21 protein-coding genes and 1 pseudogene are annotated in these 21,542 nt (G+C 39.3%); 12 read left to right on the top strand and 10 right to left on the bottom strand.

Translation table 11 applies throughout. The features are described 5' to 3' along the window. Window positions 1-12: 12 nt before the first annotated feature. A complete protein-coding gene (gene argS, locus H0S58_RS00370) occupies window positions 13-1,818 on the bottom strand; it encodes an arginine--tRNA ligase (RefSeq protein ID WP_195726834.1) in 1,806 nt (601 codons plus the stop codon). A 207-nt stretch (window positions 1,819-2,025) separates the two neighbouring features. On the opposite strand from argS, the gene H0S58_RS00375 reads away from it, so the two are divergent. Next, on the top strand, window positions 2,026-2,292 hold the full coding sequence (locus H0S58_RS00375) for a DUF2798 domain-containing protein (protein ID WP_092720032.1): 267 nt from the start codon (window positions 2,026-2,028) through the stop codon (window positions 2,290-2,292). Between the two features lie 54 nt (window positions 2,293-2,346). Here H0S58_RS00375 and H0S58_RS00380 read toward each other — a convergent pair whose 3' ends face one another. From H0S58_RS00380 to H0S58_RS00390, 3 genes are read right to left on the bottom strand one after another with little or no spacing between them, the layout of a single operon-like run. Next, window positions 2,347-3,654 carry a DUF445 domain-containing protein gene (locus H0S58_RS00380; protein ID WP_053579229.1) on the bottom strand — a complete coding sequence of 436 codons (1,308 nt, stop codon included), beginning with the start codon at window positions 3,652-3,654 and terminating at the stop codon, window positions 2,347-2,349. A gap of 24 nt (window positions 3,655-3,678) precedes the next feature. Then, window positions 3,679-4,251: a CC0125/CC1285 family lipoprotein gene (locus tag H0S58_RS00385; RefSeq protein WP_053579230.1), complete on the bottom strand. Its 573-nt coding sequence runs from the start codon at window positions 4,249-4,251 to the stop codon at window positions 3,679-3,681. A gap of 50 nt (window positions 4,252-4,301) precedes the next feature. Then, window positions 4,302-4,841 carry a DUF924 family protein gene (locus H0S58_RS00390; RefSeq protein WP_195726835.1) on the bottom strand — a complete coding sequence of 180 codons (540 nt, stop codon included), beginning with the start codon at window positions 4,839-4,841 and terminating at the stop codon, window positions 4,302-4,304. Between the two features lie 211 nt (window positions 4,842-5,052). Here H0S58_RS00390 and gshA point away from each other — a divergent pair, with 211 nt between their 5' ends. Both gshA and H0S58_RS00400 read left to right on the top strand, forming a co-directional pair. Beyond that, window positions 5,053-6,630: a glutamate--cysteine ligase gene (gene gshA, locus H0S58_RS00395; RefSeq protein WP_195726836.1), complete on the top strand. Its 1,578-nt coding sequence runs from the start codon at window positions 5,053-5,055 to the stop codon at window positions 6,628-6,630. An 18-nt stretch (window positions 6,631-6,648) separates the two neighbouring features. Beyond that, entirely contained in the window at window positions 6,649-7,173 is a 525-nt protein-coding gene (locus H0S58_RS00400) for a disulfide bond formation protein B (protein WP_195726837.1), read from the top strand. A gap of 68 nt (window positions 7,174-7,241) precedes the next feature. Here the strand turns inward: H0S58_RS00400 and H0S58_RS00405 are convergent, their stop codons facing one another. Then, window positions 7,242-8,585 carry a hypothetical protein gene (locus H0S58_RS00405; protein ID WP_195726838.1) on the bottom strand — a complete coding sequence of 448 codons (1,344 nt, stop codon included), beginning with the start codon at window positions 8,583-8,585 and terminating at the stop codon, window positions 7,242-7,244. 243 nt (window positions 8,586-8,828) lie between these two features. On the opposite strand from H0S58_RS00405, the gene H0S58_RS00410 reads away from it, so the two are divergent. Both H0S58_RS00410 and parE read left to right on the top strand, forming a co-directional pair. Further along, a complete protein-coding gene (locus H0S58_RS00410; protein ID WP_195726839.1) occupies window positions 8,829-9,413 on the top strand; it encodes a YqiA/YcfP family alpha/beta fold hydrolase in 585 nt (194 codons plus the stop codon). Window positions 9,414-9,427: 14 nt separating this feature from the next. Then, window positions 9,428-11,308, top strand: a complete 1,881-nt coding sequence (gene parE / locus H0S58_RS00415) for a DNA topoisomerase IV subunit B (protein ID WP_195726840.1) — start codon at window positions 9,428-9,430, stop codon at window positions 11,306-11,308. A gap of 60 nt (window positions 11,309-11,368) precedes the next feature. Here parE and H0S58_RS00420 read toward each other — a convergent pair whose 3' ends face one another. Further along, complete coding sequence (locus H0S58_RS00420; RefSeq protein ID WP_195726841.1) at window positions 11,369-11,872, bottom strand: GNAT family N-acetyltransferase; 504 nt, start codon at window positions 11,870-11,872, stop codon at window positions 11,369-11,371. 106 nt (window positions 11,873-11,978) lie between these two features. Then, window positions 11,979-12,704 (bottom strand): outer membrane protein OmpK, encoded by a 726-nt coding sequence (locus H0S58_RS00425; RefSeq protein WP_195726842.1) that lies wholly within the window; start codon window positions 12,702-12,704, stop codon window positions 11,979-11,981. A 488-nt stretch (window positions 12,705-13,192) separates the two neighbouring features. Here H0S58_RS00425 and H0S58_RS00430 point away from each other — a divergent pair, with 488 nt between their 5' ends. From H0S58_RS00430 to H0S58_RS13775, 5 genes and pseudogenes are all read left to right on the top strand, one after another. Beyond that, window positions 13,193-13,570, top strand: a complete 378-nt coding sequence (locus tag H0S58_RS00430) for an HPF/RaiA family ribosome-associated protein (RefSeq protein WP_053579239.1) — start codon at window positions 13,193-13,195, stop codon at window positions 13,568-13,570. Window positions 13,571-13,735: 165 nt separating this feature from the next. Continuing rightward, a complete protein-coding gene (locus tag H0S58_RS00435; protein ID WP_053579240.1) occupies window positions 13,736-14,278 on the top strand; it encodes an ankyrin repeat domain-containing protein in 543 nt (180 codons plus the stop codon). A 14-nt stretch (window positions 14,279-14,292) separates the two neighbouring features. Then, window positions 14,293-15,060 carry a transporter gene (locus H0S58_RS00440; protein WP_053579241.1) on the top strand — a complete coding sequence of 256 codons (768 nt, stop codon included), beginning with the start codon at window positions 14,293-14,295 and terminating at the stop codon, window positions 15,058-15,060. Between the two features lie 17 nt (window positions 15,061-15,077). Then, the gene (gene dsbD, locus H0S58_RS00445) at window positions 15,078-16,919 is read left to right on the top strand and encodes a protein-disulfide reductase DsbD (RefSeq protein WP_195726843.1); all 1,842 of its coding nucleotides are present in this window, start codon (window positions 15,078-15,080) and stop codon (window positions 16,917-16,919) included. A 4-nt stretch (window positions 16,920-16,923) separates the two neighbouring features. Continuing rightward, window positions 16,924-17,150: pseudogene (locus H0S58_RS13775) on the top strand (glutathione S-transferase); the annotation flags it as partial. A 51-nt stretch (window positions 17,151-17,201) separates the two neighbouring features. Here H0S58_RS13775 and H0S58_RS00450 read toward each other — a convergent pair. After that, complete coding sequence (locus tag H0S58_RS00450; protein ID WP_195726844.1) at window positions 17,202-18,398, bottom strand: GGDEF domain-containing protein; 1,197 nt, start codon at window positions 18,396-18,398, stop codon at window positions 17,202-17,204. Between the two features lie 250 nt (window positions 18,399-18,648). On the opposite strand from H0S58_RS00450, the gene H0S58_RS00455 reads away from it, so the two are divergent. Beyond that, on the top strand, window positions 18,649-19,215 hold the full coding sequence (locus tag H0S58_RS00455; protein ID WP_195726845.1) for an FMN-dependent NADH-azoreductase: 567 nt from the start codon (window positions 18,649-18,651) through the stop codon (window positions 19,213-19,215). A gap of 94 nt (window positions 19,216-19,309) precedes the next feature. On the opposite strand, the gene H0S58_RS00460 is transcribed toward H0S58_RS00455, so the two are convergent. Next, window positions 19,310-20,221 (bottom strand): alpha/beta hydrolase, encoded by a 912-nt coding sequence (locus H0S58_RS00460; RefSeq protein ID WP_193893701.1) that lies wholly within the window; start codon window positions 20,219-20,221, stop codon window positions 19,310-19,312. A 155-nt stretch (window positions 20,222-20,376) separates the two neighbouring features. On the opposite strand from H0S58_RS00460, the gene H0S58_RS00465 reads away from it, so the two are divergent. After that, window positions 20,377-20,814 (top strand): DUF2147 domain-containing protein, encoded by a 438-nt coding sequence (locus tag H0S58_RS00465; RefSeq protein ID WP_053579246.1) that lies wholly within the window; start codon window positions 20,377-20,379, stop codon window positions 20,812-20,814. A gap of 78 nt (window positions 20,815-20,892) precedes the next feature. Here H0S58_RS00465 and H0S58_RS00470 read toward each other — a convergent pair whose 3' ends face one another. After that, on the bottom strand, window positions 20,893-21,240 hold the full coding sequence (locus H0S58_RS00470; protein ID WP_195726846.1) for a Spx/MgsR family RNA polymerase-binding regulatory protein: 348 nt from the start codon (window positions 21,238-21,240) through the stop codon (window positions 20,893-20,895). Window positions 21,241-21,542 lie beyond the last annotated feature (302 nt).

Genomic DNA, 21,542 nt, shown 5'->3' on the forward strand with positions numbered 1-21,542 from the left:
TATTGTCTTATTTTACATTTCATAAGGTGCTGATACACCAAGTAATGTTAAACCATTTTTCAACACTTGTTGTACGTTTATAGATAACAATAAACGCGCTTGAGAAAGCGGAATATTTTGATCATCTAAAACTTTTGCATCATCTAAGTTGTACCAACCATGGAATAAAGCTGCGAGCTCTTTCAAATAGTTTCCAATTTGATGCGGCTCATAACTATTCGCAGCACGAATCAAAATTTCAGGATAAGCTGCGAGTTTAGCGAGTATTTCTGTTTCAGCTTCAAGTGTTAATAAAGAGGCATTATAGTTCGCCAATTGATCACGAGCGAAGGGGATATTTTTTTCTGGTGCTTTGATATCGACCATACGGTTGACGCGAGCATAGGCATATTGAATATAATATACTGCATTGTCTTTGCTTTGTGATACTGCAAGATCAAGATCAAAATCAATATGTTGTTCAGATTTACGCATCACATAATAAAACCGTGCCGCGTCATTTCCGACTTCTTTACGCAAATCACGCAAAGTCACAAACTGGCCTGAACGAGATGACATTTGAATCATCTCTCCACCACGCCATAAGCTGACAAATTGAACCAATAGGACGGTTAATTTTTTCGAGTCATACCCCAGGGCATCAATCGCTGCTTTGACACGCGCGATGTAACCATGATGGTCAGAACCCCAAATATCCACGATATCAGTATAGCCGCGTTGTAATTTATTCAAATGGTAGGCAATGTCTGAAGCAAAATATGTGGTTTGACCATTACGACGTTTGACCACACGGTCTTTTTCATCACCAAATTCAGTTGATTTAAACCAGATATTGCCTTCTTTTTCGTAAAGGAAGCCACGTTGATCAAGCATTTGAAGGGCTTCATCAATTTTAACCGTTAAAGAGTCTTCACTAAACCATTGATTGAAAGTTACCCCGAACTCACCAAGGTCATCTTTAATGTCATCCAAAATAGCTTCTAATGCCGCTTGATGAAAAACACGATAACCTTCACCCAGCAAATTTTGAGCGTTAAAAATTAAACCATCAATATGTTTTTCTTTGTCTCCAGACAACACCACTTTGTTGCCATCGGCATCTAATTCAGCAGCAAACTGTACATCTTCTGGCACATCTTTATAAACATCGACGACATCGCGTACGTGCGCATTGCCATCTTTTTCAATCACACTTTGTGCAATTTCTTTAACATAATCACCTTGATAGGCATTCTTGGGAAAGACCAGTGTTTGACCGGTTAATTCTAAATAACGCAAGTAGGTGGATGTTGCCAAAATATCCATTTGACGACCAGCATCATTGACATAGTATTCGCGGTCAACTTTGGCACCCGTCGCTTCAAGAAGGTTGGCAACCGTCATACCGTACGCTGCGCCACGTCCATGACCTACATGCAAACTTGAAGTCGGATTGGCTGAAACAAATTCAACTTGTATGCGTTTTTCAGCATTAGCATTACTTTGACCAAATTGATCTTTTTGTGCTTGAATCTGATCTAAAACCGTAAAACGCTGGTCAGCATTTAAAAAGAAATTGATAAATCCTGGACCTGCAATGTCTGCTTTACTGATATCTGCAACTTCAGGGAGATGAGCAAGGATTTTTTCTGCCAGATCACGAGGTTTCATTCCCGCAGCTTTAGCACCAATCATAGCAATATTTGAAGCGAAATCACCATGTGTTCGGTCTTTGGTTCGCGTTAAATGTGCGCTTTTATTCCAGTCGGATGGGAGTACACCTTCAGCTTGAAGAGATTGCACTGCATGATCGAGAGCTGCTTGGATTGCCGTATTCATAATCAGTCGAAAATAAGTGTCGCAGAAAAACCACAAATATAGCAAATTTCGCTGTCTTTAGGTGAACCCATTTGTATTGAATAAATCGTGTCCAAATATCTAGATCTCTTTGAAATCGGTTGAAGCTCAATCCCAGCAAAAAAAGCGTGATAAAAGCGTGAACTATGGCATATGATGACACTTTAAAATTTTGCAGAGTATGCAGCTATGCAGCCTAAGCGTTCTATGATTATTGGCAGTATTCCAAAACTTTCTGCAAAATGGGCCACCATTGTGATGCCATTTATTTTATCGTGTCTGATGAGCGGTATTATTTCTTTGATTAATATGCTGCGTAATTTAGGCTGGATTGATGGTTTTATCACACTCTGGTTTCATAACTGGATGATTTCTTGGGTTTTTGCTTTTCCCATTGTATTAATACTTTTGCCCATGGTGCGTAAATTGACGAGTAAACTGGTCGACATTCCCTAGCATCGCTTTTCAATTTTATGATGAATAACTGACATGGAAATTCAGCATAAGTCCTTAAAGCAGGACATCGACTATAGCGCGGATAATACCCAAAATTAAGCCAATAAATGCACCGACCACCACGCCATTGACACGAATCATATGTAAGTCACCGCCGACTTCATTTTCAATCTTGTCAATCATTTCACGTGAATCCCATTCATGAATGCGTTCACTGATAAAAAGAATCACTTTCTCACTGTATTGATCACTTAAATTGACTGCTATTCCACTCATTCGATCATTCAATAATTCACGTACTGCAGAGTTGGAGATGATATTTTCCCCGAGTTGCTGAATTGCGACCCTTAAGTTTTGGGCAATTCCTGAATCTGGTTTGAGTAAATCTGCTTTTATCGCATCACACAGAATTACTACCGCACCACTAATAAAATTTAAGACTTGCGGACTATCCAGTAAGGCATCTTTGGTGTTGTTCAGGCGTTCGCTGGCCTGACTTTCATTATTTGCCAGTTCAAGCATCAATTGATGCCCCATCTCTTCAATTTTTTGTCGCCACGGATGTTCATGATCGGCCAGCATAGATTCAACCCGTTCTATCAGTGAGTCAATCGTGCGTTGCTGCACATCAATTCCAATCCAACTGGCCCCTTTGGCCAGTTTCCAAACGCCCAGTTCTTTAAATAAGGTTCGAGTCAAATCATGCGTTTCTTCAGGATGCGAGGTCATCCATTCATGCGCTAAGTCTAGTCCCCGTTGTAATACATCTTGATGAAAGTCATTTTCCAGTACGGCTCGTAACATTTCACTGGCCAAAGTATTGATTTGGGTATTGCGTACCCATTGCACACTGTTGTTGCGAATAAAATGGCCAATTTGTTCTTGACCAACAAATTCAAAAATTTTGGGTACAGTTTGTTGGATGAGCTGAGTGACTTGGCTGTTATTTTCAGGCTTTGCCAACCATTGTCCGATTGCAAGACTCAGATCGGTATTACTTAAGCTTCTTTGTACCACTTGAGGGGACAAAAAATTCTCTTGAACAAAGCGTCCCATTGACTCTGCAATACGAGCTTTGTTACGTGGAATAATTTCGGTATGGTCGCGTAAAAATTTGGGAATGGGGATTTTCCCAAATGGATTGCGAAACAGGACGGTAATGGCATACCAGTCTGCTAAACCGCCGACCACACCAGCTTCGGCAGCAAGCATTAAAATATGAATCAGCCACACATATTCAGGAACAAGTTTGGCGACCACCATCAGAATTAACCAGATCACAACTGCCATCACCAAAGCAATTGTGGCGAAGCGTTTACTGCGTTGTAAACTCGGTGGAGCTGTAATTTCTGCTGTGGTCATGCAATATTCCTGTTGACGTGTATATTATTTTGTAGTCGTCGGTACTTGGGGCTGTAAAACTTGTCCAGTCGGACTCAGCCCGTATTTCGCTCCCAGAGATTGTAAAATCAGATGGGCATCAAAAGCTTCATTGGGTGCTTTTTTCTGATCTTTATAACATTCAATAGTATAGGAAACTTGCACAGGGTCAATATCAACCACACGTGGCATATCATAAAACGGATCAGGCCAAAAAGCAGGATGGCGACGAGAATAACCATAACGAGAATAAGAATACGGATAGTACATGGGAGATGGATAAACCAGTGCTTGGCGTGGCGGTTGCTGAGAACGGTTACTTGGATCATTTAATACTTTGAAATAGCGAAATCCATTGTGTACCGTGGTTTGTGCGGCCTTGACCAACGTAATTTCCTCTGCTGTGGCAAAACTCATGTTGGGACGAGCCAAAAAACCAATACGAAAGGATTGGGTATTTAAAGGTGTTTGACTGAATTGACCCAATTGGTCGAAAGTCAGAGGCTTAGAAGGCGCCATTGCACAGCCAGAGAGTGCAAGAGTTGCAATGAGACTAAACCCTATAAGATAGTTTTTCATGTTGAACCTCCATACCATTTACTGTGTGCGGGAGGAGACACAATAAAGAGTTAAAAACTGCTGTTGGGTTGGGTTAAAAATTCCAGTTCTTCTGCGGTAGAGCGACGCGCTAAAATATGATTACGATGTGGATAACGACCAAAGCGATCAATAATGATTTTATGTTTTTTCTCATAATCTAGATTAAGCGGATTACCCAAACGCTGAAATAATTTTAACGCGAATTCATGTATCAGTTTCGATTCACTGTGCATAAAAGGCATATATAGAAATGTACGTTGTTCTGGACTTAATTGTTGATCTAAATCTAAACTAATGGCTTCTTGTGCCAGCGCTAAGGCCAAAGCATCTTGTGCAAACGCATGCGCTTGATCACGAAATAAATTACGCGAAAATTGATCAAGAACAATAATTTCTGCCAAACGGCCTTCAGCTATTTTACGCCATGACCAAAGCTCTGCTTGGGCGGCTTGTGTGTGAACAGCGGAAAACTTGTCTTGAATCAGCTGATCGAAAGCATCACTTTTTGCAAACCAGACAGGCTGAGTTTCTGGATTAAACCAAAAATCCAATACATCTTGATAATTCATAATATTTACAAATCCTTAGCATTTATTCTTCAATACAATCACAAAATTCAGGTGTCTTATAGAGTAACTTTGTGATAAAAATTCCAAAAATAAAATCAATGGTTTGCCTGAAAAATAGACTGGGTATAATGTGCAGTTTTAAAATCACGTTATACTGATATAAACTGATGATTTTATTTTAGTAGTTATCTTCCGACAAGCGAGATTGTTAATGAATCAACCCGAATCGACCTCTCAAGCTATATTACCGACTTGGGTGGATTCTTCGCTATTTAAAGGCATGTTACGTGGGATTGAGCGTGAAAGCCTCCGTATGCAAAATAATGGTTTTTTATCACAAGCGTTACATCCGAAATCACTTGGATCAGCCTTAACACATCCGCATATCACTACGGATTACTCAGAAGCCTTGATGGAGTTTATTACGCCACCTCAAGACAGTATCCAAAAAGTACTGCATTATTTGGAAGATATTCATGCGATTGCGCATCGTCATTTGGAACATGGTGAAAAACTGTGGCCTTTATCGATGCCTTGCATGTTAGATGATAATGAAGAAAATATTCGTTTGGCCCAATATGGCAGCTCAAATATAGGGCGTTTCAAAACGTTATATCGTCATGGTTTGGGCGTACGTTATGGTCGCCGTATGCAGACTATTTCAGGGGTACATTATAATTTATCTTTTCCTGACCCAGTGTTTGAAGCGCTGCAACAGCATGAAACCGATGCAGCGTTAAAGCAATTAAGTTTGCAGGATTATCGGAGCCATCGCTACTTTGGTTTAATCCGTAATTTTATTCGTTTAACCCCTCTGGTGATGTTTTTGGTTGGGGCCAGTCCGTCGGTCTGCCAGTGTTTTATGACTGGACGTGAACATCAATTGTTGCCGTTATTAAAAGGCACTTTATTCCTGCCTTACGCCACTGCACTGCGTATGGGCAATTTCGGTTATCAAAATTCTGCACAGAAACAGCTTGGTATTCACTACAATACGATGTCAGGTTATTTGGATGGCTTGCAAAAAGCCGTTAAGACGCCGTATGCGCCATTTAGTCGTTTGGGTTTAAACAATGCGCAAGATGAACCGATTCAAATTAATGATCATGTATTACAAATTGAAAATGAGTACTACAGTTTAGTGCGTCCTAAACAAGTGCCTCTGGCGGGAGAGACACCTTCACAGGCACTGGAAAAGCGTGGCGTTGGCTATGTTGAATTACGTGCGGTAGATGTTAATCCTTACAGTCCGATTGGTATCGATGAAAATACTGCAGCATTTTTAGAAGTTTTGGCCTTGTATTGTTTATTACAAGATAGTCCAGATTTGTTGGATGCAGAACAAGAGCAGATTGAACGAAACCAAATAGAAGTGGTCAATCGTGGTCGGGCACCAAATGCTTCGATCATTGATCCTACAGGTCAACATCCGATGGAGCAGTGGGCGCGTACTCATATCATGGAGATGCAAACTTTAGCTGAGGTTCTGAATGAAACCTACAGTACTGATCTATATTCGACTGCCTTGAATGTGATGCTTAAGCGAATTGATGAGGTCGATGAAACACTCTCTGCCCAAGTGATTGCTGATACTGTAGAAAATGGTGGTACATGGAACTTTGGCAGTGTTATGGCACAACAGCATGCTTTAAGTTATGAGCAGCACCCATTAAGTTCAGAGACACTGTCATATTTTGATGATTTGGCAATGCAGTCATTGCAACAACAAGAACAACTTGAACAGGACAATTGTCTCAGTTTTGAGCAATATCTTACCGATTATCGATAAAAATGAAGAGGGTGTGCGATGCAATCGAGTTATCGCTTGGTCAGTGGTTTTTTTGTTTTGGCCAGTATAATGGGAATGGCCTTTGCCTTGTATTTAGAACACGTACAAGGTCTGGAACCGTGTCCTTTGTGTGTATTTCAACGACTAGGACTGATTGGGTTGGGCGTGGTGTCTTTAATCGCCTTTTTACACAATCCAATTTCCACCGCGTTTAAGCGTGGTTATGCATTGCTGGGCAGTCTGGCTATCTTATGGTCTACAGCTGTGGCGGCACGTCATGTATGGTTGCAACATTTACCACCTGATCAAGTTCCCAGTTGCGGTCCGGGTCTCGATTATTGGGTCAATACCTTGCCTTTAAAATCGGTATTTGAACAAGTGCTAACGGGTTCTGGAGAATGTGCCAAAGTCGATTGGACATTCTTGGGTCAATCGCTTCCAGTCTGGTCGTTGTTGTTTTTTGCTGTATTGACGTTAGTCAGCATATGGCAATCTTTTCGTCATTATCCATCGATAGGGCGTAAATGGAATAAGAAAAAATAATCAGAATCTATTTCCTCTGTTTGCAGCATAAAAGAAGTAAACAGAGGAGAGAGTCGCATGACGAAGCCTTATTTAAACCTTTCTAATCCTGCAAGCTCGGACTGACTTTCTAAATTTACCCAATACTCATGAACACCCTCTGTGACTGTCTGATTTTTGGGTGGATAAAACCATTTCACTAATTGTTCAGCGACCTGCGCGTGGTAGTGAATTTTAAAATGGTTCACGCCATAAAAAATAGCTTTATGCGATGCGGGTAATTTTAATTGAAAACGTGGATCAGGGTGCTCGCCTAAAGCACTTTTAACACTGACTAAATAATCTCCTAATACCTCTAAGTGGCGATTTTTCCTATTTTTATACGCCACTGAACCTGCAACAAAATAGGTGTTGATATGTGAGGATAACGGAGCAGGTTTTCGATTGTCATCCATACCGCCAATGCGAGCAGTACTGTGTTCCCAATCATCATCACGGACACTGCCATAACGTAAATCTAAAATACCGTTGCTGCGAATATTGACAATATGGCGAATAATTTTAACAAAAGGGAAATGTCCGAGTTTATCTTGCAAAATAAATCCAAAACGTTCTAATACTGCACCATGATGAGGTGATGCTAGACAGACCAAATTTTCAGTAAGATGCAGCCAATGGTGTATATTTTGTTTTCCATAAAACAGCGCGCTGCGCAATACCAAACCACCCATACTGTGCCCAATTAAATCAATACTACTGATATTTGGGTTACGACGGACCAAATCTTGTAGTGTATTGGCGAGGCTACGTCCATTGGCAGAAATACGACGGCCTGAATTGTAATTTAAGTACAGCATCGTATTGTGGTCGCGCTGTGCCAACAACTTTTCACCAATCCCCCCATGTTGAGGATTTGACCATTCCAGATGGTTCATACATAAACCATGTGCAAAAATCACAATACGTCCAGACAATTCACCATGTTGCAATTCACCATAATGATCGTATAAGACCATCGGCAAAGAGACTGGGTTTTGATATTTTAATAAATAATCGCCCAATATCCCATTTAAAACACCCACCAAAAAATGCAGTGAAGGGGTCAGCGGTTTATCATGGAGTTTTGGATATTTTTCAATAATTTTACGTAAACCTGGCGCAAGCAAATAAGAACTATAATTCAGCAAAGTGTCATAGGAAAATTGATAGAGCTTTTCAATAGAGGGAATATTCTGTAATTTTTTTGAACGTTGTTCACTCATTCCAAAGAGGCTAATCAAGATTTCACGTTGAATCACCTGGATCAGATCTTGTACTGCATCCCCTAAACGCGTCGTAACCAATTGTGCAAGCCCTTCTAATACGTCAGCTTGGCTAGGTGGTGTGCGATCCCACTTACAATAGGTTTCATGCAATGGTGTTAAGCTTGGCATTTTGTCCTATCCTTTATTTGACGCTATATCTCAGACATTTTATTTTTCTTGGGTATTCAATATAAATACTGAACTGATAATCTGTTAAGATTTATTTCGATTCACTTTTACAATAACGATAATTGTAGTTAACTTTTATTTTTTTTGTCTAACAATTGCTGTTATATGTGCAAATGATGAAAAAATTGTAAAAAAAGATGAGTTGAATACAGATAAAATTAAACAAAGATGTAATAAAAATATATGAATATCATTTATTTACATGGATTTAAAAGTGGTTCTTTATCCATTAAAGGGCAGCTTATTCAAGCCTATTGTCAGCAACATAGCGCGGATCAGGTACATTTGCCAGATTTAAATATGTCACCTGAACAAGTCTTGTCGCATGTAGGTGAGATGATTCAACGTCTAGATGAAGTGGTGCTCATAGGCAGTAGTTTAGGGGGCTTCTATGCGACACAGTTGGTCGCAAAATATCATGTCCCTGCTGTACTGATTAATCCTGCTATGCGACCATGGCAATTGTTTTACGATTTATTTGATCAGGTCAACATCCCGTATGTTGTAAATGCACAATGGACTTTAGAACATACTCAACTGGATCAACTTAAACACATGGCTGTGCCATTTGTACAAGATGCATCCAAAATTTTAGTCTTGCTACAACAAGGCGATGAGATTTTGGATTATCGTGAAGCACAGCGTTATTATAGTTTCCCTTTGCATCAGTCCATGATGATCACTGAGGCAAAGGGCAGCCATGCAATGAATAATTTCGTAGACAAAATACCGATGGCATTACAGTTTTTATCGGATTGTATTAAATAAGGAAACAGTACAACGTGTCTCAATATACGGCTCAATCCCTTGAAGTTTTATCTGGTTTAGATCCGGTACGCCGTCGCCCCGGCATGTATACAGATACTACGCGTCCAAACCATTTGGCACAAGAAGTCATTGATAATGCAGTCGATGAGGCACTTGCAGGACATGCCAATAAAATTACAGTTATTGTTTATAAAGATGGCTCTTTGTCGGTAGAAGACAACGGTCGTGGCATGCCTGTAGATATTCATCCTGAATATGGTCAAAGTGGAATTGAAATTATTCTGACCAAATTGCATGCTGGCGGTAAATTTAGCACAGACAATTATCAGTTCTCAGGTGGCTTGCATGGCGTAGGCATTTCCGTGGTGAATGCTTTATCTAGCCGAGTCGAAGTAGAAGTTCAGCGTCAAGGCAATATTTACACCATGGCATTTGAGCATGGTGAACCTGTTTCTAAACTTGAGGTGCTTGAAGGTAAAGTACCGAAACGTGCCACTGGCACCACGGTGCATTTTTGGCCCGATGCGAAATATTTTGACTCACCTAAGTTTTCCTTAAAAGCTTTAAAACATAATTTAAAAGCCAAAGCGGTTTTAGCGGCCGGTTTACAAATTGTCTATATTGACCAAATTAACAATGAAAAAATTGAATGGCAATTTGAAAATGGTTTGGTCGATTACTTGATGGATGAATTGCAGGATCGTGACATCTTGCCACATCCTGCTTTTGTCGCAACAGGACAGGCGGAGCGTGCCAGTGTTGAATTTGCGATTTGTTGGAATATAGAAGGCGGTGAACTGGTTCAGGAAAGCTATGTCAATTTGATTCCTACCGCGCAAGGCGGGACGCATGTCAATGGACTACGTTCAGGTGTTACTGATGCGGTGCGTGAGTTCTGCGAACTACGTAATTTATTACCGCGAAATTTAAAACTGTCGGCAGAAGATGTTTGGGATGGCGTAAATTATATTTTGTCCTTAAAGTTTCAAGAACCACAATTTTCTGGTCAAACCAAAGAGCGACTTTCCAGTCGTGAAGCTTCAGGTGTGGTATTAAATATCGCTAAAGATGCCTTTGCCCTGTGGTTAAACCAAAATTCTGATACCGCGATGCAACTTGCCGAAATGATGATTGCAAAAGCGGGTCGTCGTTTAAAAGCTGCAAAAAAAGTTGAGCGCAAAAAGATTGTCGCTGGGCCAACTTTGCCAGGGAAATTATCTGATTGTGTTGGGCATTCGTTGGAAGAATCAGAACTCTTTATTGTCGAAGGAGATTCTGCGGGTGGATCTGCAAAACAAGCGCGTGATAAAAATTTCCAAGCCATCATGCCCATTCGGGGCAAAATTTTAAATACTTGGGAAGTGGCATCTGATGAAGTTTTGGCTTCGCAGGAAGTGCATAATATTGCGATAGCCATTGGAGTAGATCCTGGCAGCGATGATCTATCGGAACTGCGTTACGGAAAAGTATGTATTTTGGCTGATGCAGACTCAGATGGATTGCATATTGCAACCTTACTCTGTGCTTTGTTTGTGAAGCATTTTCCAACTTTGGTCGAGGAAGGTCATTTGTATGTGGCGATGCCGCCTTTATTCAGAATTGACGATGGAAAAGACGTTCATTATGCGTTAGATGAAGATGAATTAGAGTCGGTTTTGAAAAAAGCCAAAACTAAAAATCCACAAATCACCCGCTTTAAAGGCTTGGGTGAGATGAATGCGAGCCAACTTCGGGAAACGACCTTAGATCCGAATACACGTCGCTTGGTTCAACTTGATTTAGATGATGTACATTTTACTTCGGGTTTGTTAGATAAATTACTGGCAAAAAAACGCGCAGGTGATCGTAAACACTGGTTAGAACAAAAAGGCAATTTGGCCGATTTGGTGGTTTAAATATTCAACATAAAAAAGCCCTAAATGGGCTTTTTTATTTGGACTAAAACTGTTTAGATTTTAATTCAGTATCAATTGCATCAACACCAAATCTCGCCACTGTCCAAATTTTTGTCCCACTTGTGGCATATAACCTGTTTGCACAAAGCCCAGCTTTTCATGTAGCACAATAGAGGCTTGATTGGCGTGATCAATAGCAGCGACCATGACATGGATTTTCTGCTGCTGAGCATGATGGATCAACTCAAGCATTAATGCTTGACCTAAACCTTGTCTGCTAAAGTTTGGATCAATAAATACGGAATGTTCAACTGTGTGCTTAAATCCAGTAATTTGACGAAAACCAGAATAATCGGCATAACCTGCGATCTTTTTAGAAGGAATATGTTGTGCGACCAGCACAGGAAATTGTTGATTACTGAGAGTGTTAAACCAATGGTGCAAATCATTTAAGGTTTTTTCTTGATCATTCCAAGTCGCTGTTCCAGTTAAAATTTCAGCATTATAAATCTTGAGAATTTGATCTAAATCTTGAATTTGAGCAGGACGTATGTGGAAGTCCATTAAATAAGCCGAATCAATAAAGTAAAAAACTATTTTAGAAATAAATTGATTTTGACGCAATAAAAAAGCAAGACTTGCGTCTTGCTTAATCCGTTTTTTAGACGACTTAAAAGTGATATTTCACTAAAGCACTGACATTATTTTCATTGGCATCTGGAATACCAAATTTATTGTTCCAAACTGAATGTTCAATACCTAGATATAAACGTGTATCAGGAGAAATATGTTTTCCAGCATTCCATTTCCACTGCGTTGTCCAGTTCAATTCGCTGGCATGATCTTTTTCTGCAGTTGACCAATCAAGAAAACCATCGACCAAAAAGTCTTCAGCACCCAGTTTAAATGGCACACCATAAGTGAGTGTCATTTGATAATCGTCTTGGGTCATTTCATTGTTAGCACGATAAAGATTGATGCTGGCATATTGGAAATAAGGAATATCTAAATCGAAACCGAAACCATAAAGGAAGTTATCAAAGTTGTTGAAATCATCACTATTGGCTTCCCACGTTGTCGAGATTAAAACATCTTTAATCGGACCAAACGCAAGCTTTTTCTGAGTGATCTCACCTAAGCTTAAACGCGGTGATAATTCAAAATAGGTCGATTTATTGTCATCACCGCCGCGCATACGGTCAGCAAAGAAGAATACATCTGCATATTTTACTTTCGCTGCATATTCAACCGTTAAAGTACTTTGCTGCTCATCAACGACTTCATAGTTTTCGCCATAAAGCCCAGTCAAACTAAAGTCTTGCCAAATTGGCGCAGCTTGAGTAAAGGTCGCAGTTGAAGCCAAGGTACAAGCCGCAAAAAAATGTGTAAATTTCATGAAAAAGTCTCCCCCCGAGAAGCCCACAAAGCATACAGATTCTTAAGCAAAAATAAAGTCAAAATTGACCAATAACTCAAAAATAACAAATTTAAGCTTGATCATGTGATCAAAAAAACTGAATACAATCTCGATACTCAAAAAAATATAGATGAATAAAGAAGCTTAAGTAATTTATACAAAAAGCCTAAAAGACTTAAAAATAATATGAGCATTATCATGTATTTTAAGTGAAATTGAGGTAATGCATAGTTTTTATAAACAGTTCTAAAAAATATCAAAATACTACTTGCATATTTCTCGCTTAGCCCCGTATATTCGAACTAGAAGGACATGATTCTGCAGACTCAAAAGTGTCCATTGTGCAAAGTGAAGGAGTGTATTCCAAACTTATTTGAAAGTGGTAACTGCTGTTTTACGGCAACGTTAAATGTGGCAAGATAAAGAAGTTTTGCACAAAAGATTCGCATAAAAGAGGATGATATTATATGAACATTGAAATCCGTACAGATAAAAATATTCAAAATAGTGAACGTTTAATTACATATGTTCGTGCAGAACTGAATGCAGGATTCGAGCGTCATAATGATCGTATTACCCATTTTTCAGTTCATTTGAGTGATGAAAATGGGGCCAAAGGTGGAGCCGACGATATTCACTGTATGATTGAAGCACGTCCAGCAGGATTAAAACCTGTAGTGGTTAATCATCGTGGACATAATATCGATACCGCTATCCATGGCGCGATTGATCGTTTAAAACGAAGTCTTGAGCACATTATTGAAAAAACAGAAAATCCACGTGCTGCGGCTTTGGCCTTTGCTGAAGCAACTGATGTAGACGACGCGGAAGATGTGAAGTATTAAATCAAACGGCTAAAATAGACAGAAAAAAGCTCTTCGGAGCTTTTTTTAGGTCTGATCCTTCTTCAATCTGATCCAATAAAAAATATATTTGTTATACATTTGCGTAAAACAAATGCCCGTTTATTCGGCATAATAGTTTTAAATAGATTGAAGAGAACTTTCTCGATGTTAACAGCGCAACAACAAGTCTTGGTACAAGCCCTAGAACAGCAAGATTTGGCTCAAGTTCAACGCCTTTTGGCAGATGGACTCGATCCAAATTTCATTGATGGAGAAAAAGGCCCCGCCATTTCAATTTGGTCAGATGGTCTATTTCAATGGTGGGAACAAATTTGTGAAGCCTATGAAGCGGGTGCGCCTTTATCTGAAGCACAAAAACAACAAAATTTGACCGTGCATCTTGAAATTCTAGAAGCGCTGATTCAGGCCAAAGCTAATTTGCATTTGTGGGATGCTGAAGAACTTTATGGTCCATTGTGGGATGCTGCCAGTTCAGCTTGTGTACCCGCAGTAAAGCGTTTACTTGAAGAGCAGGTCGATCCCAATCGTAAAGATGAAGAAGGCTTAACGATTCTATCTTCAATTAGTGATTTATTCTTTGATTGTGATTTTGATGAAATTAACTGGTCAGAAGCACTAGAAGAAGAAAAACAAACGCTAGAATTACTTCGTCGTCACGGAGCTAAAATGACAAAAGAATTAGCATAAATAGGACTTTAAAAATGAAAATATTCAATCTATTGAGTTGTGTGTGTTTAGCAGGTTTCAGTCTGAATACGATGGCGGCCGACTTTTCTTTTGATCGGCCAGGGGCTGGGATGGGGACGGGAATTACTCCGGTTGGACAATTAGCATGGGAACAGGGCTTACCCAGTGCTAGTTATAATGAAAGTACAGTCGATGGTGAAAAACAAAAAACCGTGACTTTGAATGGGGATATGTTATTTCGTACCGGTTTAGCCAAAGATCTTGAATTGCAATTGGGGTGGCAAGGTCCTGCATGGACGCAAGTCAAACGTGCAGGTCAGACGGTAGAAGAAGATGGTTTAGGGGATGTCAGCATTGGTCTAAAAAAAGCCATTGATTTAGATGATGACAAACTGACAATGGCCATTTTGGCAGAAGCGATTATCGCCACAGGAAATGATGGTTTTAGCAATCATGATGATATTTATAGTTTAAGTTCCGCAGTGGCCTATGAACTCAGCGATCTCATTTCAACATCAATCACTATGCGATATGAAGCACAAAATAGTGATTGGGCGGTAAGTGCTGTGCCAACCATTGAATATAAAATTGCAGATAAATGGTCTGGTTTTTCAGAATTGGTTTATCGTAAAGCGGAAAGCCAAGACTATGAATACGCACTGGGTTCTGGTGTGATTTATGCACTCAACGATCGCGTACAGATGGATGCGAGTATTGGGGTCGACTTAAATGGTCCTGATAAAAGTTACCAATCTGGTTTAGGTGTGTCGTTCCTCTTCTAAGAGTACAGTATTAATTTATGAAAAAGCATTTTCCAGTCCTTGAGTTGTGGTTGTCTTGCGCTATAGGTGCATTGATTTGTAGTGTCATTTTATTGTTTTCAATTAATGCACAGGCACAAGATCGTTTACTTTCCGCAGAAGATGCTTTTTCTTTCTCAGTAGAGTCCAGTCGTGAACATCAGGCACAATTGAATTGGACGATGCCTGAAGGTTATTATTTATATCAGCATAAATTTGAAGTACAGCAAAGTCATCAGAACCTGAGCTTAAAGTTACCCAAAGCCATCGATTTGTATGATGAGAACTATGGGCATACTCAGGTTTATTTTAAGCAGGTCTCTTTTGATATTCCAACAGAAGCTGCAAAAACCTATCGGGTGACTTGGCAGGGTTGTGCTCAAGACCGTATTTGTTATCCACCTCAAACTATAGAATTTCAAACGGATGTTGATGGACTAGTACTTTTGCAGGATCAGGCTAAATCGAGTAAACGATTACTGGATTTGTCACAAACCTCGAATAGCACTACAAAAAGTCAACCAAATTTTGTCACTGAAAATAATTCTTCAACCTCAACTGCTCAATCTAAAGAAATTGATACGGCTCAAGACCAGATGTGGTCGGAAAAATTAGCCCAAAGCTCTTTGATCTATGGTTTATTGTTATTTTTTGGCTTGGGTATTTTATTGGCATTTACCCCATGTTCATTGCCAATGTTGCCTATTTTGACCTCATTGATTGTGCGGGACAGCAAAGGCTTAAAAGCATGGATGATTGCTTTGGTCTTTGTCTCTAGCATGGCACTGGTATATGCCATTTTAGGTTTGATTGCCTCATCAGCTGGGCTGAACTTTCAACGTTGGTTACAGCAACCATCTACACTGATTGCTTTTAGCGTGTTGTTTGTCTTGTTTGCTTTAAACCTCTTTGGGCTCTTTGAAATTAAGTTGCCGCAAGCCTTGGTAAACCGTTTAGACCGCGCTCAATCCTTACAAAAAGGAGGCAGTTTAATGGGTGCAGGGATTATGGGCGTGATCTCGGCATTATTGGTGGGGCCTTGTATGACTGCACCTTTGGCAGGTGCGTTGTTGTTTATTTCTCAGACCCAAAATCAATGGCAGGGCGCATTACTGCTATTTACCCTAGGTTTTGGCATGGGGACACCTTTACTTTTGGCCAGTATTCTTGGTGCTAAAGCTTTGCCGAAAGCAGGCTTATGGATGAATCAAATCAAAGTATTGTTTGGTTTTATCATGTTGGCACTGGCTTTATATTTTGTTCGACCTTTATTGTCAGAAGCGTGGATGCAAGGTTTGAGTCTTGTACTTGGTTTGGGTTTTATTGTCTATCTAATCGTGGGTTTAACGGCTAAAAATTCGAAGTTTAAATGGGTCTATATTTTAGCGTTGGTACTGATGATTCCTTATTTGGGCTATACACAATATCAGCAGAGTCAGCGATTTTTTGTTGAACAAAGTACGACTCAAGCCAGTTGGCATATTGCAAAAACAGCAGATGAATTTAAACAATTATTGAATCGAGTCCCAGCCAATCAAGCCATTGTGATTGATGTCTACGCCGATTGGTGTGTTGCTTGTCAACCCATCGAACATCGTATTTTAAAGTCAGTTAATGTTCAGCGTGCTTTAGCACCTTATTTTTTGATTAAACTTGATTTGAGTCACTATCATGCCACGCATCAAACTTTATTGAATCAATGGGATATTTTAGGGCCACCTACTTATTTATTTTTAGACCAGCAACAGCAAGAAATACGTGGTCTACGTTTGACGGGCGCATTTACGGAGCCAGAACTACTTAAACAGTTAAGTGAGTTTGCACAGCAGATAGGACAATAACGATATGGATCAGCTGTATATTGCTAACAAAAATTACTCCAGTTGGTCTATGCGTCCATGGCTGTTCGAAAGCATTTAATTTGAATTTTGAGTAAATCAGGATGTTGTCATTAGGGATTCTTTGGCCATCTGTGAATATTTAGCTGAACAATATTGAGTTAGCGTTATGGCCAAAAAATGCTATACAACGTACACGTGCGCTGTATGACCGCAGAAATGTATAGTGGCTTTTTGACGCAAGGTATGGGGCAATTATTTAGAACCTGATCAATCCCACCTACTTTAATAAAGCTGAGCTTCTCCCAAATTTTCCGGATAGCATTTTACTTGATTACGACCACAGGCTTTTGCTTCATACAGAGCTTTATCGGCTTGGCTGAGTAATTTTTGTGGGTCAATTTCGGTGCTGGAAAAGGCTACTCCAAAGCTTGCAGTCACTTGAATGCTGTCACCAACACTGCTAAATAAATGCAATGCTTGAATGGCTTGGCGACAACGTTCAGCAATAATTTTTGCTTGTGCTAAAGACGATTGATGAAGAATCAAAATAAATTCCTCTCCACCAAAGCGACCGACGACATCTTGATCACGAATGATTTTTGAGAGCGCTTCACTGACTTGAATCAGAGTTTCATCACCTGTGTTGTGACCATATTGATCATTAATTTGTTTAAAATGATCTAAATCAATGAGAACCAGCGCATAAGACTTTATTGGCCTGTGCTCTAATTTTTCTAAACAGGCTTTAATACTGCGTCGATTCAATATATTGGTGAGTGGATCAATTTGACTTAAATGCTGAATCAATTGTTCTCTATGCCGCCATTGGCTGAGTAAAATTTCAAATAAAATTAAACAAATCATTAGAATAGGTGCAATAAAATACAACATTGAACTGACCCAAAACTTGTTTTGATATGGACTTGTGTTGAGATGGAACAGCGGGGCGTAACTGATGTGGCCTTCTAAACTTAAATAATTGGAGAGGATCAAAAACAGAGTGACGGGAATCAGGCTAAAGTAAACAATTTTGCGATTAAACAGCACCAAACCCACTGTAACTAAACTGACATAAGAAACCATTGTGGCGGGGCTGAGTACACCAATCATGGCACCATTGCGACATAAGGAAAGCACCAAAATTCCTATTGATAAATAGGGCAACCATTGTTGTGCCCACTTTTTTTTAGACCAAAAGACACAGGGCAAAATCATGAGAATTAAAAGACAGAAGAATAAAATGTCGAGTTTGAGTTGGAGTTGGAGCAAAGCTAAATCGACGAAATTCCATAAATTTGGAGAAAGAAGAACAAAACTTTTCCAAAAAATCCAGAAAATATGCACCAAGCTGCCTAGAATCAGGATGAGAATAGATTTATTGAGGACACTCCAATTCATGATCACTTCATCTTCGAGCAAATATTTCGCAATTTTTGCTTTGAATGAGCTTCGAGTATTGGAGGCCAAATTTTTCTTCATTTAATCACGCTGACCTCTACATCTTTAAATGATCACTTAATTGAATTTATTCTTATAAATCACAACATAGCACGTTTTTTTATGAAGTGTAATGGCTATGATTTATACCGATAAAATTTAAAAATAAAGTTCACTTCAAGGAAGTTTGTTCTAAAAATAAAACAGTGTGTTGTATTTAAGTATATTATTCTATTTTTATAGATCGCTTAAACTGCTGTCATTGAATAAATACAGATGAAGGGTTTTAAGCATGAAAATTTTACATATTGATTCGAGTATTTTAGGCGATGCCTCAGTTTCACGTCAGTTAAGCCAAGCAATTGTTGTACGATTAAAAGTGAAACATCATGATGCGGCTGTAGAATATTTAGATTTGGCCAAACAGCCTATTCCACATTTAACCGCAGAAATTTTAATGGGGCAAGATGCTGACCAAGCAGTCTTAGGAGAGCAAATCATCCAGCAATATCTGGATGCTGATATTGTGGTGATTGGTGCTGCGATGTATAACTTTGGCTTGACCTCGACCTTAAAGGCTTGGATTGATCGAATTAGTGTGGCGGGTAAAACCTTTAAATATACTGAAAATGGTCCAATAGGTTTAGCCGGCGATAAAAAGGCCTACATTGCTAGCAGTCGCGGTGGGATTTATGGGGAAAATAGCCCTGCTGATTTTCAAGAGGGGTTCTTAAAAACAGTGTTTAATTTCACTGGGGTGAATGATATTGAGGTTATTCGTGCCGAAGGGGTGAATATGGGACCAGAGTTAAAAGATCAAGCCATCGCTGCTGCTTTAACTCAAGTTCACAGCCTATAATTTACGGTATATATTATATTTCCATCATTGGGTCAGCTTCGGCTGACCTTTTTGATTAGAGCTATTGAATCAAACGCTGAATGACAAATTTGGTTTAATCCTGATCCAGTTGATGGGCAAATTCAGCCAAATCAGCAATCGCTTGTTGGGCTTCGTCAAACCATGCAGAAAACATCTGAAAGTTGTGCCACATACCTGTATAAATTTTAAAATGAACTTTTACATTCGCCTGTTCTGCGCGCTCTTTAAAACGTTGCGCATCATCTAGTAAAATTTCTTTAGAGCCAACTTGAACTAAAATAGGGGGTAAACCTGTCAAATCTGCAAATAGGGGCGAAATGGTCGGATCTGATTTATCCATATTTTTAGGAACATAATAATCAATTCCCGTTTCTAATGTTTCAATAGACAATAAAGCATCATGCTGCGCGTTATAACGCAAAGATTCACTGGTTAAGGTTAAATCTAAAAAAGGCGAGAGCAAAATTAAACCACTCACTTGCGGCAATTTTTCCTGTTGAATTCTTAAGGCCAAAGCCAAGGCCAAGTTCGCGCCACAGGAATCGCCAGATAAAATAATATCTTTGGATTGCACTCCCTGATCAAGCAATGTGGTATAGATATCAAACAGCGCATCAATGGCTTCAGGATGTTGATGTTCTGGTGATAAAGGATAATCAACGTGCAGAACCTGCATTTGAGTACGGGCAGCAATTTGCGTTAAAAATGCACGGTGAGTTTTTAGTGATCCTAAAAAGAAAGCACCGCCGTGAATATGAAAAATGAGTTGCGTGGATTCAGTTTGAGGCTTAATTTCTTCTGCTCTGAGACCTGCTAAACGTAATGTCCTGATTTCGACTTCTTTATTTTGAGGGAAAGCACGGCAGAGTTGTTCTAAGGCTAACCGTAATGAGTTCGGCGGCAAATTAAATTGGCTCGGTTTACGGATAACGGTCTTTAAAATACGCTCTGTAATTAATTGTTTCCACAACGGACTAATCTTCATGTTTTTTCCATCTTGTTATTGATATGCAGACGTGTTGCTTTATTTACTAACACAAGTTACAAGGTTACACTAAATGGTCACATTCAAAAATTGCAAAAATGTTGTGACTTTTTGATAATAAATAGGTCTATACCAGACTAGGGAATTGAACAAAAATGAAAAAAATTGTATTTGCATTAGGATTGCTTGGATTATCAGCACTAGCCAATGCGGCTGATCCATTAGACGGGACCGTTTGGAAAACGATTGATGACAAAACGAAACAACCCAAAGCGATGGTTAAGTTTACTGAGCAAAAAAATGGGACGTTATCGGCAAGTATTCAAGGCATTTTAACGCCAGGCGAAGAAAAAGCCTGTACCAAATGTGAAGGCCCATACCATAACAAATCTTTAAAAGGATTAAAAATCGTTCATGGTCTTAAAAATGTTGGTGGCACACGCTATGAAGAAGGTTCAATCTTGGACCCGCAAACAGGTAAAACTTACAAATTAAAAGGCCAAATGACCAACGGCGGTAAAAACTTAGAGTTGCGCGGCTTTATTGGGATCGCGGCTTTAGGTCGTAACCAAGTTTGGGTTCGTGCAAACTAATTTAAACTGAACAGATCAAGTCATAAAAAGCCCAACTGACCATCAGTTGGGCTTTTTTACTGTACTATCAATCACAATTTATTTTAAAGCACGGTAAGCGGCTTCATCAAAGCCAACAATATAGCCTTGCGCAGTTTGAAGTACAGGACGTTTGATTAAACTGCTGTGTTGGCTTAAACTCTCAATTAAATTTTCTTCATTCAAAAGCGCAGTTTGTTGCTCTTCCGCGCTCAATTTGCGCCATGTGGTGCCTTTTTTATTCAGTACAAGATCTGCGCCAATCTGATCTAGCCAGATTTTTAGGGTTTCGGTATCAATACCTTGTTTTTTATAATCATGAAATTCATAGACCAGACCTAATTCATTTAATAAGTCGAAAGCTTTTTTCATTGAATTACAGTTTTTGATCCCGTAAATTTTAAGCATAAGTCAATTCATTGATGTTCTAGAGACAAATAGACTAGCGAAAATTGAGCCAAAGCTCTAGCCTTAACAAAAAATAATTTATAGCTTAGAAAAATAAAAAAGTGTCATGAAATTGACATGATGATTTGCCAGAATATAGGTATAGAGAGAATGATAGAAAGACTTAAGAATAAAAAATGACGATATAAAAAAGAGAAAACCCGCATTTAATCATCCTGATCATGCGGGTCTCAATACAACGTCCATTGTCACATCCTTGCAAAATAATTGACCAAAGTCGCTTATTTTGTTTTCATCCTACG

The organism is Acinetobacter sp. TTH0-4 (genome assembly GCF_015602665.1).
Lineage (GTDB): Bacteria > Pseudomonadota > Gammaproteobacteria > Pseudomonadales > Moraxellaceae > Acinetobacter > Acinetobacter albensis.